The following is a 16307-nucleotide window of genomic DNA, read 5'->3' on the forward strand; positions in this document are numbered from 1 at the left end:
ATAACCCAAAAAGGAGATGATATGAACATGACAAATAGTGCAGCTCTGAAACCAAGTCGTGTCGTGATTGTAGGCATGGGTGCGGTGGGAACAACAACGGGATACACGCTAATGTTGAGACAGCGTTCGTCCGAGTTGGTATTTGTGGATGTGAATCATGATAAGGCAACCGGCGAAATGCTGGATATGAACCACGGTCTTCCATTTACGGGAGGCGTGAAAGTATGGGCTGGCGATTATTCCGACTGCAAAGATGCGGATATCATTATTATTACAGCCGGTGCTTCCCAGAAGCCTGGCGAAACCCGGATTGATCTGCTGAAGAAAAATGCAAGCATTTTCAAAGATATTATCGAGCGTATTACTGAAGTGAATTCTCATGGTATTTTGCTGATTGCAACCAATCCTGTTGATATTTTGTCCTATACTTCTTGGAAACAAAGTGGATGGCCTGCTTCCCGTGTCATCGGTTCAGGTACATTGCTCGATAGCGCACGTTTCCGTTACCTGATTGGTAAAAATAAAGGGATCGACCCGCGTAGTATTCACGCACACATTATTGGTGAGCATGGAGATTCCGAAGTACCGGTATGGAGCCTGGCTAACGTTGCAGGAACAGATCTGGAATTGGATGAAGAAACACAACAGGATATCTTTGACCGTACCAAAAATGCAGCGTATGAGATTATTAATGCCAAAGGAGCGACTTCCTATGCAATCGCCCTTGCTCTGGACCGCATTGTAGCTGCAATTCTCGGCAACGAAGGCTCCGTTCTGAACGTATCCACTTACCTTGAAGACTACAATGGTGTATCGGATGTTTATCTCGGAGTTCCATGTGTTGTCGATCGCAACGGTGTGCGCGAAATTCTGCCTCTTCCGCTGAATGAATCCGAGAAAGTGGCTTTCCAGGCATCTGCTAACAAATTAAAAGAACAGATCGCTGGATTGGAATAATCTAGCCTCGCATTCATTCATATCGTGAACGATTTAGCATGTTAAACGTTGTGAATTAAGATATCTGTGCTAGCTAAAAGGACCATTTGTTTCTTCCAGAGAGAAGAAGCAAATGGTTTTTTGTTTTGACTTCTACTTATATGACTATTTAGATATTAGGTATTAGATGTTAGTTTACATAATATTAATTATGTTTAAATATCCGCCATCCAAATCAATAACAAAAAAGCCTGTCACTTGGACAGACTCCTTTTTGGGATAAATATTGGCTTTTTACTTCTAATATGTCGGGAGTTTAACGTCCAGCAGAGCCATAGCCTCTTCTTTCTCCCTACTGGTGACGTGAGTGTACACCGTTGTTGTTTGAATCGAAGCGTGACCCAGTAGCTCCTGCACGGTACGCAGATCGGCTCCACGCCGTAACATCATGGTCGCGAAAGAGTGACGCAGCTTATGACTGGAGTAATTTTGACGTTGATTAGCTGGTGATTCCTGCTGGAAGCGTTCAAACGTTTCTGTAGATATGAGCTGGATGCTGCGAATCGACAGTCTTTTCCCTTTTTGCGAGACAAATAACGCTTCCTCTTTCGGTCGCCAAGGATCGAGACGCTCAGCCATCGCTTGTGATAAGACTTTTGCCACAGTCTCCGGTACAGGTAGGGAGCGCCATTTACGACCTTTACCAAATACATCCAATGTACGCCGCTCCGCATTATAGTCTTTGCAATCCAGAGCATGCACTTCTCCAACCCGTAATCCCATATATCCCATCAGTAGAAAAACAGCCAGATTACGTGTACGATACTTTCCTTCTACCGACTCCAGAAAACGTGTCAGCCCACTTTCATCAAGGAAAACGGGCGCACGGTTTTTCTCGGTTTTGGATTTTTTGATCCCAAACGCCGGATTATTGCTTAACAATTCAAGTTCAATGAGGGACTTGTAAAAACAGTTCACCGCCGCATGTTTGCGATTTCTCGTGGCATCACTAACCCCACGCTCCCGCGCGCGGGACAGAAAAGACAACACATGCAGCTTTTTGACCTGCTCCAGTGACTTTCCTTGAATGGAGACCAGGAATTCCACTACGTCACCTGTGTATGATTTTACCGTATGGCCTGTATATCCGGCATCCTTCATCCATATGTGAAAAGCTTCTAGCTCGTCCGCATATTGCTCCTGAATCTCCTCGGTCATCATCTGTCTACGTCACCTCAATTCGGTTCTATATAAGTTGAACAGTGCTCTACGCTTCATCCACAATGACAATGTCGATCAGCGGAATGATCGTTTCGGGTTTGCCTTGACTGCGAGTAAGTACAAACGATGGCAATGGATTCTCGTGCAGACCATTCACGGATTCACAGATCTGAGTATACAAATCCATATGCAACGTCTCGCCTTCACCCGCCACATCAATAACAGGCCATTCGTTCTGCACACAGGCAGGCCAGTAAGCCAGCTCATTCGCAGGTACGATACTTAATTGTTGAATGGACGGATCAATATGGTAGATCCCTTGCCAGTCAGGTTCATCGCCCAGCTTGTCCACGGCAAGTATTCGAGCAGACTGCTCATCTGGTGCAGAATAGAGTGAATAACACCACGGAGTCACGCCCCAGGCAAGAGCCATCAGCCCCTCTTCCAGCAACGTATCTGACAAATTGCCTTCGGCAAATTGCTCGATCAGATTATGGTTACCCGGTCCCATCAGTTCCTCTACACGTTCAGCGAGTCGAGACAGGTCAGCAAGAATGAACCCTCCTCTCCCGTAGGAGTCAAACACATGATGGTTTCTGCTCCACACAGCTTGAGATGGTGAACTCAACGACGCTGCTTCTGCCGGGAAAAGCGATATATATACGGTGATAACCTGTGCATACTTAACCATTGCAAGCTGTTCAGGTTCGAGTGCACCTTCAGCAATACGAGGTGTTTTCATATGCAGGGAGATTCGAAGTTCGTATTCCCCCTCTGTAAATGCTGCCCAACCAAGATTAACAGACTGTTCAACACCTTCAATAGATGCAATAGAGATTGAGCTATCCGGTTTCAGGTTAACAGCATACTGCACGTATGCTAACTCCTGACCATAGATGATATTGGCATCCTCACGATTGACGGGTGAATCCAACTGTTGTGCAATGACAGATACCTTACGTCCATCCTTCAGAAGACGCTGCGGATCAATATCCAACTGCAATCCGTCTTCACTTCCTAGTTGTGAAACAATTAATTGCGCCTCTGCAAGTACGGATGAGTCAGCTAATGCAAATCCAAAAGCTGCATTTTGATGATCTGAATTCGTATGTAATGGTGTGTTCATGATACATCCCCTCTCTTATGTCTGATGGCATGTCACATCCCCAAATATATTTCATATTTGGCTTAGCCGCAACCCCGCCCCCGTGATTAAGTTGGTTACTTCCCTAATTACTTACCCATATATGAAGAAAATTCCAACCTTCCCCTGCTGTTATCTTCCTTTAGCTTTCTATATAAAAAAATCCCCATCCCGCTTCGCCTAAGCGATACGAAATGAGGAAAAGTGAAGATGTGCTCGGTTAAAGACGTTTGCAACCAATCTAATACGTTATCGCGTTGCTTGGTTAAATTTATTTTTGAAGATCACTTATTTTGTTGTTTTATCGCGAAAATGTTCATGATCTGTTGCACGTGGATGAATATGAAAATGGATTTAAAACAAAACTGCGTATAATTTATATTATGCGCAGTTTTTATGAGCCTATTTTTCCTACAAAAACATCTTATATCCCTTGTTATCAGAAGTTAAGAAAATGAGAGCTCTTTTCGTCTTTTTCTGCTGTATCTTCCTCCCTTATCCTGTCTAATTCGACGATATGAAGGCATGTTAAAGAGCCACATATCATTATGCGGCCCTTTATTTCTTACTATAGATCGAGGTGTATATACAAATACGAACTGACTTCATTTCAGGTTTTTATGAAAAAGTAAATTATGAGAACGCAATTCTCTCTGCATCTGACATACGGTATTGGGTTAACAAATAATCTTTGCTCTGCATCGCCGCATGACGAATCGCATCCAGATCAACATTCAACAACTTACCCTCTCGCTTCACGAGTCTACCTGCCACAAAGACCGTATCCACATTGGATGGATTGGCAAATTGCACAACAGCGCCGATTGGATCATGGACGGGGAACATATTCAGATCAGTGGTACGAATCATGATCAGATCCGCTTCCTTTCCCGGGGTCAGCGTTCCGACCTTCTGTTCTAATCCCAGTGCTTGGGCACCAGCCGAAGTTGCAAATCTCAGTACCTGGCTGGACTGCAAGTTCAACTCGCCAGGCATCTCACCCTGTTGCAGAAGTTGTTCATTGACTCTGGATCGTTCAGCCTGAAGTGCAAACTTCATCTGCGAGAACATATCTCCGCCTGTGGACGTTACCACATCTACACCAAGTGTAGGGGTTCCCCCATGTTCAAGAAAATAGCCGGTAGCCGGATATCCATGACCCATCATCATTTCAACTTCAGGTGTGACCGACAAGGAAGCGCCGCTATCTGCCAGCATTTTGTATTCATCCATGCCCATAGTGTTACCATGAACGATATTCACCCGTGGACTTAACAGTCCCGCTTCATACATGTGACTAATCGAGCGATCCACAGATCCCCAACTGCCAAATCCGGCATGCATGGAACAGATCGCATCCAGTTCTTGTGCTAGTTCGATCTCTTTCACGGTTGTATCCCAATGACTGAACTCCGGACCACGAATGGCAAGCCCATAAGTAAGCAATTGATCCCGTGATGAAAAATAACGTTCTTTGACTCTTCTCACATCATTATTCGAATAAGTGAGTTGACTATCCCGATTCCAGTAGTCTGTCTCACCAGGGACTCCGTGAGCAAATACCGCCCGAATCCCAGCATCCTGAAGTCCACGAATCAGTTCATCCGTGTGGTCAGGGGAATACGGCATGCTCCAATCCAACACCGTTGTCACTCCTGCATTAAGCGCTTCCAAGGAACCGAGCAAGTTGGCAATATAACTATCTTCTGGACGGAGCTTGCTTCCCATTGCACCATAATAGAGATTTTGCAAATAAACTGGTAACGACCAGTTGGTTCCTGCTGTTTTGACAAGTGATTCCCACATATGCCGATGCGTGTCCACCAGCCCAGGCATAATAATCATCGATGAAGCATCAATGATCTCCGCATCCGGAATATCCAGATCGGGCTGAACCGCCGTGATCAACGAATCTTGGATCAGAACGTCCGCCCTCTTATACTGTCCAACTCGAGCATCCATCGACAACACACAGCCATTTTTCAACAGATAACTTGTCCGCACAAGACACATCTCCCATCTGATTTGGTTTGAAAGACGATCATATCCTGCTTACGAATCCGTACTGCTTCTGACTATTTTTTCGCTAGTATATATAGATTATATAGTTATTGTTAGTATTTATCAATTTTGGGATTTTCGTTTCGCCCGAAATCTTCTGACCTTCATCAGATTTCCACACATCTTATCATCACAGTACTTCTGTGTTCTGCTTCGGGTATCATCATAGAACATCCAGCGACAATCCGAATTATCACAGATCCGAATCCTATGCCCTTCTCCCTCCACCAAAGTCGTGGCAAAATCAGCAGCTACCTCAGCCATAACCTGATGCCAATGTGCTTCTACAGCTAACAGTTGGAGTTTCAGTTCCTGATCAATTGTAGTCAATGTTCTTCTCACATACCCTGCTTCCATAATGCCATTTAACCATTGTTTTTCTATATCCGTTAATGATGCTCCAGAAGACAAGCGGGCTCCCAGAGCCATCAATTCGTTCCTGAAATTTCTCATGGACAACTCATCTTCTGGAGATGCAGGGACAGAAGCGTTAAGTTGCCATCGAGCCAGAAAGTCTTGCTGCCAGCTCGCCTTCCCAAGCCTGTCCTCCGATCGATCTCCCCCACGCCAGTCGTGATAATCGCTGTTTACAAAATCGGTCCATAACCTGTCCATATATATACCTCCGTTTAGTGTAACCATCTAATTTTATAAAGAAGGTTACAACTCATCTTTGATGTGTTATATTAAGTGTAACCTCATTAATCAGTTTTAGCTAGTTACATCACATATCACAATTATACGCAAGGAGGAAAAGGCAATGACAAAAACAACAGCACTAGATGTGTTACGTATTCAAAAGGATGATACTTGGGATCAATGTAATTGGATTGTACCTTTGTCGAAATCCTTGGAGGGTCTTACAGCAGAACAAGCAGCCTGGATTCCACCCTCAGGAGGATTAAGCATCTGGCAGTTGGTTAACCATATGTATTATTACAACCATCGCTTATTATGTCGCATGCAAGGTAAGGAGCCTACCCTTCCTGCTGTTGACTCCAATGAATACACATTTGGGAATCCTGGAGATCCAACGGACGCAGCCGGATGGAATACACTGCTACAGGGTACAACTCGATTAGCCCAACAGTTGCGAGATCAATTGGCTGCACTACAAGAGTCAGATCTTGAAGCCGCATATATGGATTCCGAAGAGAAATGGGCACACGAACTAGCTCGCTGGGTACTCCATGATGCGTATCACGCTGGTCAGATCGTACTCCTTCGCAGACAGCAAGGCAGCTGGAAAATCGTTTTCTAAAAAAAACGCTTGAACTGCTAGCGCTTACAGGAATAAGATGAACTTATTAATGTTACAGCTTGTTCAACACACTATATAATTGAATAGGATCTTCGGGGTAGGGTGCAATTCCCAACCGGCGGTGATGTTCTTCGGAACCAGCCCGCGACTCGCTATTTGTTCTTAACGAAGGACATTAGCGACTGACTTGGTGTGAATCCAAGGCCGACGGTACAGTCCGGATGAGAGAAGATCAACACATTGACATGCCGTTCACGGGAAGGCCTCTTTCCTGACGCATGTCCTTGGATGAGCCCCCGTTTATTTGGTATATACCAAAACGGGGGCTTTTGTCGATTTTGCCAACTGAAGATTCCGTGTTCTGACGAAGGAGTCCTGAATATGGAAAAGACATCAGCAGCATCACCTGTTTACCGCAAGGAACGAAGTAATACCGGATTCTGGCTTGTAGTTCTCGGCGCAGCCTTATGGGGTGTCGACCCACTCTTCCGCATTATTTTGCTAAATACGATGACATCCACGCAGATTGTACTGGTGGAACATATCATCGTCAGTCTTATTGCCATTCCCGTGCTGTGGAAATTCCGGTCTGACCTGAAAAACCTGCGTGCTCGCCACTGGATTGCCGTGATTTTTATCTCATGGGGAGGATCAGCACTCGCAACGGTATTGTTCACCATGGCACTAACACATAACGATCCAAATACGGTGCTTTTATTGCAAAAAATGCAACCCCTCTTCGCTATCGTGCTGGCTAAACTGTTATTAAAAGAAACCTTGCCACGTCGCTTCGGTGGATTGTTCTTCATAGCATTAGCAGGAACGTACCTGCTTACATTTGGCTTCACATTGCCATTAGGTAACTGGGACAACTGGATTCATGCTGGAAGCTTGTTATCCCTTGGGGCTGCTGCCTTATGGGGAGGTTCAACCGTAATGGGCCGATTGATGCTGGGGCAGGCGCGTTATGAAACGGTCACCTCCCTTCGCTTTGTCGTTGCTCTCCCGCTCCTGATCTTTATGACGTGGAATGAAGGTGCGGCATGGACGTTTCCGTCCGGAACGGGTGAACAGGCTGCTGTCATCCTCAACATTCTTGGTCAGGCATTGTTACCAGGTTTGCTCAGTCTTCTGTTGTATTACAAAGGTCTGTCGTCAACCAAAGCATCTGTTGCAACACTCGCAGAACTTAGCTTCCCGATGGCGGGTGTGTTGGTGAACTGGATTGCTTTCCGTACACTGATTACATGGGAGCAGCTGCTTGGTTTTATCCTGATCTGGGTGGCCCTCTTCGCCATTTCCAGACAGCAGGAAAGATCATCAACTGCGGCTGATGCTGCACCGAAGCTGCGTACAGAGTAAGTGGATATATCTGAGGTTCACATATAAACAAATAGTCAAATATAAAATAAAACCATTGCACATCAAATTAGATGAGCAGTGGTTTTTTCAATTCCATTACTCGATCATTTTCTCAATTAGCAATATGAGCTATTAACCCTGTTCTTTATTTCTATATCGCAAATCCTCCGCTCTTCTCCCTCCAACCTCATAACGAATATGCATATCATCGCACTACGTCTCTTCTATGTTTTGTCTTTTGTCTAATCCGGTGGTACGATGACATATGGAATAAACAGATGAATTATATTCAGAGAGGAACGATCATTAATGTCTTCATTCTCATATACCTCCTACGACGCCGTAGGTTTGGCTGAACTGATCCGATCCCGGGAAGTATCCCCGGTTGAAATGCTGGAAGCGGCGTTTGCACGCCTTGAAGAAGTGAATCCGCAACTTAATGCGGTTATTCGTACATATGAAAATCGCGCACGGGAGGAAGCCGGTTTGGTTCGCCCCGGCGAACAACCTTTTGCCGGTGTGCCCCTGCTCCTGAAAGATATTTCGCAATCCTTGGAAGGTGAATTTCTGACTTCAGGCTCCCGTTTGTTCAGCGAGCATCGTGCATTACGCAATTCCAATTTTGTCACTCGACTACGTGATGCAGGCTTTATCATTATAGGACATACCAATACGCCTGAATTTGGTTTAAAAAATATTACCGAGCCCCGTCTTCATGGTCCAACTCGCAATCCATGGAATATCAATCACTCCCCAGGTGGGTCAAGTGGCGGTGCTGCCGCGGCAGTAGCTTCAGGGATTGTCCCGCTTGCCGGAGCCAGTGACGGAGGCGGTTCGATTCGTATCCCGGCTTCCTTTAGCGGCTTGTTTGGATTAAAACCAACACGCGGACGGACACCTGTGGGGCCTGGAGTTGGTCGTCAATGGCAAGGCGCATCCATTGATTTTGCCCTGTCCCGCTCGGTTCGGGACAGCGCCGCCCTCCTCGATACTTTGCAAGTCATTCAGCCTGAAGCTGCGTTTCATGCTCCACTATTTCCAGGCAGTTACTTGGCAGATATGAGCTATCCTCATCAACGCAAACTGAAAATTGCGTACACAACAGATTCACCTGTAGGTACACCCGTCAGCGCAGAAGCCAAAGAATCTGTGCACAAACTCGTTCGCTGGTTGGAAGACCAAGGGCATCTTGTTGAAGAAAAGCTGAGTCCGGTTAACGGAGTCCGGTTGATGGAGAACTACTATATGATGAACAGTGGAGAAATGGCGGCAATGATCTCTTCCATGGAACGTTCCATGGGCCGAATTCTTACCTCAGATGATATGGAGATTGAATCCTGGGTTCTGGCTGAAGCTGGCAAAAAGGTATCCGCTGCGGAATTTGTACATAGCTTAGCAGAATGGGATGTAGCTGCAGCTCAGATGTCTACCTTGTTTGAGCGTTATGACTTCTACGTCACACCTGTTAATGCTTTTCCTGCGCCTAAGATTGGTGAACTAACACCTCATGACGAACAGATCCGTAACCTGATGCGGATCAGTGAATTGGACAAGACCCAGCAGCAACAACTCATCTATGAAATGTTTGAGCCAAGTCTTACGTATACACCGTTCACCCAGCTTGCGAATCTGACAGGCCAACCTGCGATTAGTGTGCCTCTTCATATGACACCAGAAGGTTTGCCAATGGGTGTTCAGGTGATGGCAACCAAGGGACGTGAAGATTGGTTATTACATCTGGCTGGACAGCTTGAAAAGTCAAATCTATGGATCGGGATGAGTGGTAACCCACTTTTTCCAGTCTAAAAATATATGTTGCACTCCCACCAGCAGCTGTTCTGCTGGTTTTTCCTTTTTGAATAACAAGATAAATTCGTTTAGATTCGTTTAGTTTACATAATAAATATGTTGTTAATTTAGATAGCATCCTCGATTCCCCGTTCAGTGCATAATTTTATAGAATACAGGCGATCATAAGTTGGTGGTAAATTAACATACTGGAGGGAAATCAAATCATGGGTATTCTAAGTGGCAACCCCAAGAACGAGCCGATGCATTATGGTGAAATCTTTAGTGTATGGCAATGTTCCACAATAGCCAAAGGCGCTGTGTCTTGCTACCAAGCTTATATGAGTCATGCAGGAGATAAAGATTTGAAGAAAATCTTGGAAGACCTGCTGGACCAAGCCAAACTCGAAATTAAAGAATGTGATACACTATTGACTGAAAATGGTATTGCCCCTGCACCAACACTGCCGGAAAGACCACATGTTGAGTTTGAGGATATCCCGGCTGGCGCAAGATTCACAGATCCCGAGATTGCTGCAAAAGTAACAGCCGATACAGCCATGGGTCTGGTTGCTGCAAGCCAAACGATTGGGCAATCGATCAGAGAAGATATTGGCGCGTTATTTGCTAAATATCATGCAACCAAAACAGCTCTAGGCCTCCGAATTCTTCAAATGAACAAAGAAAAAGGCTGGCTCATCCCTCCACCGCTTCAAGTCAAAAGACCGGATTCAGAATAGAGTTTATTGGAAGACGTCTAACAAAATGTTGTAGTGAATTAAAAAGACAAAGCAGGAGAAGCCCCCATTCTCCTGCTTTGTCTTTTTTTATTTTACTGTTTAATTTCCAATAGACAGGTTAATAAAATTTTGAAATCATCAGAATTTTAAGACATCTTTATTGGAGGGATTCACATGTTTCGACATCAGAAAGAGTTGCAATTTGAAGTCAAAGTAGATCGTCCCGATCCCATGCTTGCACGTCAGGTTCAAGAAGTGTTGGGAGGGCAATTTGGTGAAATGACCGTCATGATGCAGTATCTTTTTCAGGGATTCAATTGTCGAGGTGAAGAGAAATATAAAGATATGCTAATGGATATTGGCACCGAAGAAATTGGACATGTCGAGATGCTCTGCTCATTGATCAGTCAGTTGCTGGATGGTGCTACTCCTGAGGAACAACAACAAGCCGCTAAGGATCCTGTGACAGCAGCAATTATGGGCGGTATCAACCCACAACATCTGCTCGTCAGCGGTCTTGGTGGTTTGCCAACCAACTCTAACGGTGTTCCGTGGAATGGTTCGTATATCGTGGCAAGCGGAAACTTGCTTGCAGACATACGCTCCAATTTGCATGCCGAGAGTCAGGGTCGCCTTCAGGTGGCAAGACTGTACCATATGACAACTGATGAAGGTGTGCGGGCTACTTTCCGTAAAATGTTAGCACGTGATCGTTATCACCAGTATCAATGGATGGCCGCTATTCAGGAACTGGAAGAAAAGAATGGAGTCGTTGTTCCAGCCTCTTTCCCTCCTGAAGCCGAGCAAGAATCTCAGCCGCAGGCCTATGAATTCTGGAATCTCTCCGAGGGAACTGAATCCGCCGAAGGTTTATGGGCTACAGGAAGTGCACCTGATGGAACCGGAGACTATGTATATATCTCCAATCCTGTTCCAAAGGGACAGATACCTGAGCCCGTCATTCCTGCCACGGAACTTCACCATGACCTGGATATGAGATCAACAGATAAATAAAAAGTTAAATACTATTTTTCTCGAATTAATTATAATAAATCCTGTTTATATGCTTCGCAGCAGGTTATTAGCTATTATAAACAACTATTTTTTGGAGGTGCTTAATGATGGCAACTAAGGAACTTGCATTACATGAGAAACTCGAAGTACATGAACTGCTAACTCTCAAAACTTCGTGTGCCACCAAAGCCGTAACGATGCTGGAACTCGTAAAAGACGACACACTAAAATCCTTAATTGAAGAAGATTTGGACAACTCTTCCAAAGCTATTGAAGAATTAAAGTCCCTATTAAAATAAGGAGGGTTCTCTTATGACTACAACCAAAACTAAAGAAATGCTCGTTAAAGCCGTTGCTCCCATGGATGATTTGGCCATTGCTACCGATATGCTTCTTTCTGCTAAGTCGGCGGTACGTACCTATGCAATAGCTCTTACCGAAACTGCAACCCCCCGAGTTCGGAAAGTCCTTAAGGCTCAATTGGATACTGCAATCGAAACCCACCAAAAGATCGCAGATTATATGATCAAAAATGAGATGTATCATCCCTATAGTATAGAAGAGCAAGTTAAACACGATATGGAGAAATCAGACATGGCGTTAAAATTGTTGGATGACAACTAATGCTTAACGCCTAAAGCGACTCAGTTACGACTGGGTCGTTTTTTGATTCCAGAGTATATGACTTTCATATTTCCAGCTAGTTTTTTTCGCTTTTCTGCATCCCTTTTTTTCTCAGGAGAATGACAACCAATAGTAGTACGGGTAAAAAAATCTGAAATACAGGAGAAGTATAATTCAATGTGTATCCTCGCCCTATCTCAATGTGTTCTGTAAATGTCGGTGATAAAAAAGACAACCCATATAGAACAAGCCCTACTGGAAACACCCATTTCCTATAGTTCGCTCCAGTTACTCTTTCGAGTCCAATTACGGCGCCATGGAAAAATGCAGCCATTTTAATACCCAATCCGAGGAACAGAAGTAAAGTGAACAAGGCATCCATCCGTTCAAACACTTCAGTCAAATCGATTAACTGTACTGTCTCCAAAAGCGGGAGTGTGCTATAGGCAGCAATCTGAGGACCCAAGACAAAAATGATAAGTTGATTGATAAATGTTAAAGCGAGAGCCGTTAGGATATAGGCGATGATCACCGCTCTGTTAAGATTCCTTCCTTTCCGAGCATAGGGATAAAAGACCAGGAATAAGACAACCTGCCCAAATGGAAAGGATACGATCTCCGGAAAAGCAGCTTGAAAAATCGGCTTCCACCCATTCTCCATAACAGGCAAGGCCAGATCCGAGTGAAAAAGACCTGTTGTTGGAATTAAGAAACTGATTAACGCATAGCCCAGCGCCATGAGCGGAAACAGAATCATACACATGAGAAACAGTACACGATATCCATATCGTACGGTGTTGGATACAACGATAATGGTGATCATGCTGATGATCCACATCGACGTTCTGTTCAGTAAGGTCAATTCAGTGACTTCACTGATGTCACGTAAATTTCGTGAAGCCTCATAGGCGAAATAAGCTACAAATGAAAGGCTTACGATTGTCCCTAGTACTTTTCCCATATAACGGCGACACAGAAGAAACAAATCCAATTCAGGTTCCTGATGATGAATAGCCAGATGTAGGAGTAGTAACACCAAGCCACCAGCAGCCCCGGCGAGCATGGCTAACCATGCATCCTGTTTGGCATCTCCACCTATCAGAAACAAGGTTGTACTGCCAACTTCAAATAAGGAAAGACAAACAGCCAATTCGGATACGCGAAGCTCCCTAGACAATTTCATGATTGAACCTCTCCTTGGTGTTAGTCTTTCTGTTCGCCAAGCAACTTGCTGAAAGAATCTTGAAGCAAACCTACTCGTTCCAAAGTTACGTTTACGTTTATGTTAATATCCATCTGTGCCAATTCACTAGACCAGTTGTCTTTTAGAACTTTCCACTCTTTGGGATGTCTTTGATGTATTTTGTTCGCGATCCCCAACATATCGACATGAAGCCTCTGGTTCCCTCTCCATCCGTCCAATATCTGTGCTTGAATGACTTGTTCAGCCTGTCGCTGCAATTCATGAATAGTGTGTGTTCTAACTATATCCTCACCAGATGTGCTCTCATCCAGTTCAGCGTCGACCTTTGCATCTACCTGAACAGCATAATGAAGCCCCTTTTTCACAGGAACGACCTTAACTTTTGCTTTGCGCACAAGAAAAGAGTTCACCTCCCCCTTTGCACCTTTATAGGTCAAGTTGGTCCAGTTCACCCTGTCTGTTAGCCAGACGATACCCATACTTTCTTTTTGGTTCAGAACTCCGATCTTTTTGTCTTTGAGAAATACACTTAATCCTTGAATTCTTAAATTCCCGGGTATTGATGTTTCCTTAAAAATATCAATTGAACTCTGTTTGTTATCGCCCAGTGTATCTGTTGTAACACCAGGAATTCCGGCTGATCCACTGTCTGAAGTGATCTTCAGAGCAACCTCATGTATGTTCATCACGGGATAGTACGACCCTTTTTCATTATTCCGTTCCAAAATCTCGGATAAAGCACGGCCAGGCTGTTTCTCTGGAGGAATCAATTTTTCGAGATACTCCCTTGCTTGACCATCTGCAATAATAAGTTTGGCAGATTCCCGAGAACCAATATTTCGATAATAGTGATCCATGATCTCCGCAATCCCGTATCTTGCCGCTTCTTCACCAATCAGAACGACATTGGTATGTGCAAAATATAATCTTTTGGGATTCTCCACGCTGCTTTGGGCAACAGCTTCCCGAATCGTTTTGCCTTCTGATGAAAATGTGTTCACGGGGGCTTGAGATCCACCAGACGACGACCCAATTGAACTGCTCGCTGGTGGTACAATAATCTGATAGGTAATGATCCACTTTCCGTTTTTTCGATCAAATCCTGTTGCTGTTGCGATGCCCAGATCATTTAATTCTGTGCGATTTCCACAACCAGCAGTAATCAGTCCAAACATGAGTAAGATTAATATGGACTGCAAACGAATCATATAAATCGCTCCTTATTCGTTCTCAGCTTCATTAATACGGTCTATAATGTTATCCGATCCTGACGGGTATTGATGAGGGGCTTGTCTCGTCTTATTCGTATTGGACTTCTCATCAGGTCTAGTCTTCATAGCCCACCAGGGTACTCTCAACCACAGATCCTTCATATTTGACTTGAAAAACGGACTATACGGCATCAGATAGTCAACGCCAAATGACTTCAGAGATACCAGGTGTGCAAGTAATGGGATGGCTCCGGCCAATATGCCGTACAGCCCCAGCGTACCTGCCAGTACCATAAACGGAAAACGTAATAGCCTTACTGCTGTGGCCATACTGAAATAGGGTATAGCAAAATTCGCTATTGCTGTAAAAGAAACCACAATGACCATCGCGCCTGAGACCAATCCCGCCTCTACCGCAGCTTGTCCGATGACCAATGCACCAACAATGGAGATTGCAGGTCCAATGGCTCGCGGCATTCGCACTCCAGCTTCACGAATGACCTCGAACGTGATTTCCATAAGGAGAGCTTCAAGTAATGCCGGGAAAGGGACCCCTTCCCGTTGTGCAGCCAGGGTGACCAATAACGTTGTAGGTATCATCTCCTGCTGAAAGGTGGTTAGTGCGATGAAAGTCGAAGGCAGCAACAAAGATACGAGGAAACAGATTAATCGTATAATCCGCAGAAAAGTAGAGATATCATAACGCTGATAATAATCCTCGGGCGTTTGAAAGAAGTTAAAAAAAGTAACAGGTGCAATCAAGGCAAATGGCGTCCCATCTACCATAATGGCTACTTGACCATCCAATAGACTGCCGGCAACCGTATCTGGGCGCTCCGTATTGATCATGGTCGGAAAAGGCGTAAGTGGTGCATCCTGAATAAATTCTTCTATGTAACCACTCTCGAGTATACTATCTGTGTTGATGGCATTTAAACGCCTGGTAACCTCTTCAATGACTTGTGGCTTTGCAATACCCTGGATGTAAGCCAGTGCAACCACTGTCTGGGTGTACTCTCCAATGGTATGCATCTGGAATTTTAAATCAGGAGTTCGTATTTTTCGTCGAACAAGAGTAATGTTAGTCGTTAGTTCCTCTGTGAATCCTTCCTTTGGTCCTCTGACCACCGTTTGGGACGTGGGTTCCTCTACAGATCTTCTGGCTCCTCCGGCGATCGGCACTGCAAGAACATTCTTTACACCATCAATAAGTATAACGACGTGGCCTGTTAATAAAGCTTCATAGATAAGTTGCGACGAATCTAAATTTCGGATATTACCGGAGGGTAAGACTTTTTTCACTAACACATCTCTCGGTTGATCTCCCGGCAGAGGATTCGTATTCATCCATTGAATGATATTGTCCATAAGTTCAACCAGTAGCGTAGAATCTGTCAATCCTTCCATATAACACACAGCTAAAGCAGTACCCTTCTCCTCTAACATAGGGAACTCCCGAACTACAAAATCAGGACTATACTCAAATGCCTTGATAATATGGTTAAGTTTATCTTCTAGCGAAATATCCAGACTTTGCGGATGTTGTGTTCGTTTATGATCTGTTTCTCCTTGCTTTTGTGAAGTAAATATCTCCTTTATCCAACGCATCAGCACATGAATCACCCCCTATTTCCGACTAATATGGATTAATCATGCAAAAAGTATACATCGTCCTCGATAATCTTGTCCTACAAAAACACCTTGAAGAATATGCTGTACTGTATGGAAAGGAGGACATCTT

Annotated in this window: 15 protein-coding genes and 1 riboswitch; of the genes, 8 read left to right on the forward strand and 7 right to left on the reverse strand. The window is 44.5% G+C overall.

Going from position 1 to position 16307, the window contains the following annotated elements; all coding sequences use genetic code 11:
• Nucleotides 1-27 precede the first annotated feature (27 nt).
• Entirely contained in the window at nucleotides 28-957 is a 930-nt protein-coding gene (locus tag AC4E8D_RS17875) for an L-lactate dehydrogenase (RefSeq protein ID WP_076217081.1), read from the forward strand.
• 279 nt (nucleotides 958-1236) lie between these two features.
• On the opposite strand, the gene AC4E8D_RS17880 is transcribed toward AC4E8D_RS17875, so the two are convergent.
• The 4 genes from AC4E8D_RS17880 to AC4E8D_RS17895 form a co-directional block, all read right to left on the reverse strand.
• Entirely contained in the window at nucleotides 1237-2157 is a 921-nt protein-coding gene (locus AC4E8D_RS17880; RefSeq protein WP_221821586.1) for a tyrosine-type recombinase/integrase, read from the reverse strand.
• A 46-nt stretch (nucleotides 2158-2203) separates the two neighbouring features.
• Nucleotides 2204-3283, reverse strand: coding sequence for a hypothetical protein (locus AC4E8D_RS17885; RefSeq protein WP_490205051.1), 1080 nt, complete (start codon nucleotides 3281-3283; stop codon nucleotides 2204-2206).
• 651 nt (nucleotides 3284-3934) lie between these two features.
• The gene (locus AC4E8D_RS17890) at nucleotides 3935-5305 is read right to left on the reverse strand and encodes an amidohydrolase family protein (protein ID WP_445252474.1); all 1371 of its coding nucleotides are present in this window, start codon (nucleotides 5303-5305) and stop codon (nucleotides 3935-3937) included.
• Nucleotides 5306-5425: 120 nt separating this feature from the next.
• Nucleotides 5426-5977 (reverse strand): CGNR zinc finger domain-containing protein, encoded by a 552-nt coding sequence (locus tag AC4E8D_RS17895; protein ID WP_237174898.1) that lies wholly within the window; start codon nucleotides 5975-5977, stop codon nucleotides 5426-5428.
• A 145-nt stretch (nucleotides 5978-6122) separates the two neighbouring features.
• Between AC4E8D_RS17895 and AC4E8D_RS17900 the strand changes: the two genes are divergently transcribed.
• The 7 genes from AC4E8D_RS17900 to AC4E8D_RS17930 all read left to right on the forward strand — a co-directional run bounded on the left by AC4E8D_RS17900 (nucleotide 6123) and on the right by AC4E8D_RS17930 (nucleotide 12151).
• Entirely contained in the window at nucleotides 6123-6623 is a 501-nt protein-coding gene (locus AC4E8D_RS17900; protein WP_339304159.1) for a DinB family protein, read from the forward strand.
• Between the two features lie 84 nt (nucleotides 6624-6707).
• A riboswitch (FMN riboswitch) is annotated at nucleotides 6708-6860 on the forward strand.
• A 144-nt stretch (nucleotides 6861-7004) separates the two neighbouring features.
• Nucleotides 7005-7985, forward strand: coding sequence for a DMT family transporter (locus AC4E8D_RS17905; RefSeq protein ID WP_221821591.1), 981 nt, complete (start codon nucleotides 7005-7007; stop codon nucleotides 7983-7985).
• A gap of 309 nt (nucleotides 7986-8294) precedes the next feature.
• Nucleotides 8295-9791, forward strand: coding sequence for an amidase (locus tag AC4E8D_RS17910; protein WP_490205052.1), 1497 nt, complete (start codon nucleotides 8295-8297; stop codon nucleotides 9789-9791).
• 209 nt (nucleotides 9792-10000) lie between these two features.
• Nucleotides 10001-10513, forward strand: a complete 513-nt coding sequence (locus tag AC4E8D_RS17915) for a DUF3231 family protein (RefSeq protein ID WP_237174895.1) — start codon at nucleotides 10001-10003, stop codon at nucleotides 10511-10513.
• A gap of 174 nt (nucleotides 10514-10687) precedes the next feature.
• Nucleotides 10688-11527 carry a manganese catalase gene (locus AC4E8D_RS17920; protein WP_490205053.1) on the forward strand — a complete coding sequence of 280 codons (840 nt, stop codon included), beginning with the start codon at nucleotides 10688-10690 and terminating at the stop codon, nucleotides 11525-11527.
• Nucleotides 11528-11631: 104 nt separating this feature from the next.
• A complete protein-coding gene (locus tag AC4E8D_RS17925) occupies nucleotides 11632-11826 on the forward strand; it encodes a spore coat protein (RefSeq protein ID WP_237174893.1) in 195 nt (64 codons plus the stop codon).
• 13 nt (nucleotides 11827-11839) lie between these two features.
• A complete protein-coding gene (locus AC4E8D_RS17930; RefSeq protein ID WP_221821595.1) occupies nucleotides 11840-12151 on the forward strand; it encodes a spore coat protein in 312 nt (103 codons plus the stop codon).
• Nucleotides 12152-12227: 76 nt separating this feature from the next.
• Here the strand turns inward: AC4E8D_RS17930 and AC4E8D_RS17935 are convergent, their stop codons facing one another.
• From AC4E8D_RS17935 to AC4E8D_RS17945, 3 genes are read right to left on the reverse strand one after another with little or no spacing between them, the layout of a single operon-like run.
• The gene (locus tag AC4E8D_RS17935; protein ID WP_339304165.1) at nucleotides 12228-13334 is read right to left on the reverse strand and encodes a GerAB/ArcD/ProY family transporter; all 1107 of its coding nucleotides are present in this window, start codon (nucleotides 13332-13334) and stop codon (nucleotides 12228-12230) included.
• A gap of 20 nt (nucleotides 13335-13354) precedes the next feature.
• Nucleotides 13355-14563: a Ger(x)C family spore germination protein gene (locus AC4E8D_RS17940; protein ID WP_490205054.1), complete on the reverse strand. Its 1209-nt coding sequence runs from the start codon at nucleotides 14561-14563 to the stop codon at nucleotides 13355-13357.
• A 12-nt stretch (nucleotides 14564-14575) separates the two neighbouring features.
• Nucleotides 14576-16174, reverse strand: a complete 1599-nt coding sequence (locus tag AC4E8D_RS17945) for a spore germination protein (RefSeq protein ID WP_490206492.1) — start codon at nucleotides 16172-16174, stop codon at nucleotides 14576-14578.
• Nucleotides 16175-16307 lie beyond the last annotated feature (133 nt).

It is taken from the genome of Paenibacillus sp. SRL342, assembly GCF_984798905.1.

What these genes read in the sequence shown, in the direction of transcription:
- AC4E8D_RS17875 (WP_076217081.1), top strand. Translation starts at nt 28, where the DNA reads ATGACAAATAGTGCAGCTCTGAAACCAAGTCGTGTCGTGATTGTAGGC.
- AC4E8D_RS17880 (WP_221821586.1), bottom strand. Translation starts at nt 2,157, where the DNA reads ATGATGACCGAGGAGATTCAGGAGCAATATGCGGACGAGCTAGAAGCT.
- AC4E8D_RS17885 (WP_490205051.1), bottom strand. Translation starts at nt 3,283, where the DNA reads ATGAACACACCATTACATACGAATTCAGATCATCAAAATGCAGCTTTT.
- AC4E8D_RS17895 (WP_237174898.1), bottom strand. Translation starts at nt 5,977, where the DNA reads ATGGACAGGTTATGGACCGATTTTGTAAACAGCGATTATCACGACTGG.
- AC4E8D_RS17900 (WP_339304159.1), top strand. Translation starts at nt 6,123, where the DNA reads ATGACAAAAACAACAGCACTAGATGTGTTACGTATTCAAAAGGATGAT.
- AC4E8D_RS17905 (WP_221821591.1), top strand. Translation starts at nt 7,005, where the DNA reads ATGGAAAAGACATCAGCAGCATCACCTGTTTACCGCAAGGAACGAAGT.
- AC4E8D_RS17910 (WP_490205052.1), top strand. Translation starts at nt 8,295, where the DNA reads ATGTCTTCATTCTCATATACCTCCTACGACGCCGTAGGTTTGGCTGAA.
- AC4E8D_RS17915 (WP_237174895.1), top strand. Translation starts at nt 10,001, where the DNA reads ATGGGTATTCTAAGTGGCAACCCCAAGAACGAGCCGATGCATTATGGT.
- AC4E8D_RS17920 (WP_490205053.1), top strand. Translation starts at nt 10,688, where the DNA reads ATGTTTCGACATCAGAAAGAGTTGCAATTTGAAGTCAAAGTAGATCGT.
- AC4E8D_RS17925 (WP_237174893.1), top strand. Translation starts at nt 11,632, where the DNA reads ATGATGGCAACTAAGGAACTTGCATTACATGAGAAACTCGAAGTACAT.
- AC4E8D_RS17930 (WP_221821595.1), top strand. Translation starts at nt 11,840, where the DNA reads ATGACTACAACCAAAACTAAAGAAATGCTCGTTAAAGCCGTTGCTCCC.
- AC4E8D_RS17935 (WP_339304165.1), bottom strand. Translation starts at nt 13,334, where the DNA reads ATGAAATTGTCTAGGGAGCTTCGCGTATCCGAATTGGCTGTTTGTCTT.
- AC4E8D_RS17940 (WP_490205054.1), bottom strand. Translation starts at nt 14,563, where the DNA reads ATGATTCGTTTGCAGTCCATATTAATCTTACTCATGTTTGGACTGATT.
- AC4E8D_RS17945 (WP_490206492.1), bottom strand. Translation starts at nt 16,174, where the DNA reads ATGCGTTGGATAAAGGAGATATTTACTTCACAAAAGCAAGGAGAAACA.